This window comes from Streptomyces prasinopilosus (genome assembly GCF_001419695.1).
GTDB classification, from domain to species: Bacteria; Actinomycetota; Actinomycetes; order Streptomycetales; family Streptomycetaceae; genus Streptomyces; species Streptomyces prasinopilosus.
In genome coordinates this window covers 1-1,359 of record NZ_LIRG01000740.1, presented here as the reverse complement: position 1 = coordinate 1,359, position 1,359 = coordinate 1, and the positions used below count along the sequence as shown (strand labels likewise).

Below are 1,359 nucleotides of genomic sequence, written 5' to 3'. Positions count from 1 at the left end.
TCACCGTCCCGGTGACTCCACCGCCTCCACCGGCACTCCGCCGCGCGCCGCGCCCACCAGGGTCAGCCGCACCTCGCCCGGCCCCGAGGGCGTGGTCCCGTCGGACAGCACGGCCAGGGCCAGTGTGTTGGCCCCCCGTGTGCGCAGGATCCCGTTCGGCAGCATGAAGGTGTGCTGCGGGCCCACGTCGTTGATGTACTGGCCCATGTTCCAGCCGTTGAGGAAGAGCTGGACGCGGTAGGCGCGCCCGGGGTCGTCCTCGAGGACGAGGCCGACCGACGCGTCCACGTCCGGGTCGACGTCGAGCCGGAACTCCGTCCGGTACCAGGTGACCCCCTGCCGCCGCCGGTCCTCGCCCGGCCGGTCCACGGCCTTCCAGGCGGCGCGGTCCCGGTCGTCGCCGTACCCCGGCAGGTGCCAGCCCTCGCGCTCCCCGTACAGGCCGCCGTTGTTCATCGGCCCGCGNNGCCGGTCAGTCCGCGGGCCGCCCGGCGCGTGCCGCGGCCGGCCGCCGGTTCCCCGGCGCCCGCCGCGTCCCCCTCCTGCTGCATCCGCCGGACGAGCACGGACAGGACGTGCCCGCCGCGCCGGCGCAGCTTCCCGGGCACGCGGAACGTCGCGGTCGCGGTCCAGGTCCCCCGGTCCGCCGTGTCCGCGTCCGGCACCGGCATCCGGTGCGTGCCCAGCGGCTTCCCGTCCAGCCAGGCCATCAGCAGCCCCTGGGTGCCGGTGCTGTAGGACAGGGACACCGACGTGGCGCCGCGCGCGTCCTCGAAGTGCCCGCGGTACCAGACGTCGCCGTAGTGGAAGCCGTAGTCGTCGGCGGACAGGACGGGCTGCCCCGCGGGCACGGGCGTGGTGCCGAGGGAGGCGGTGCGGTCGGCGGCCGTCCACCGGCTGTCGTCGAAGTCCGGCTCGGCCTCGGGGTTCTCCGCCCGCCGCCGCCAGCCGGTGAGGGCGGGCAGGGACGGGGCGGGCGTGGCGGGCATCAGCCCCTCCATCACCAGGGACCCGGCCCTGCTGACCGTGGTGCGCACCGGCCGCCCGTTCCAGGTCACGGAGGTGATCCCGCGCGGTGCCCACACCTCCAGGCCGGTCTCGCCGGTGACGTCGCCGGTGAGGTGGACGGTGGAGCCGCGCAGCGCGGCCGACCGCAGCAGCGGCGGGCCGTAGACCAGCAGCGGGCCGGACGGGGTCTCGTGGGGCCACAGCCGCTGGGCGGTCGCGTCGTCGGCGAACAGGAGCAGCATCGGCGTGTCGGAGTCGCCGCCCTCGACCAGGACCCGGCTCAGCCCGCCCACCCCGAGCGGTGTGGCCACGTGCAGCCTGCCCCGGTCGTAGGACCAGGCGGGCTCGGGG

2 pseudogenes are annotated in these 1,359 nt (G+C 76.4%); both read right to left on the bottom strand.

Features of this window, described 5'->3' with window-relative positions:
- A pseudogene (locus tag AOK18_RS34730) lies at positions 1–465 on the bottom strand (beta galactosidase jelly roll domain-containing protein); the annotation flags it as partial.
- 2 nt (positions 466–467) lie between these two features.
- Positions 468–1,359 (bottom strand): annotated as a pseudogene (locus tag AOK18_RS25595) (beta-galactosidase domain 3-containing protein); the annotation flags it as partial.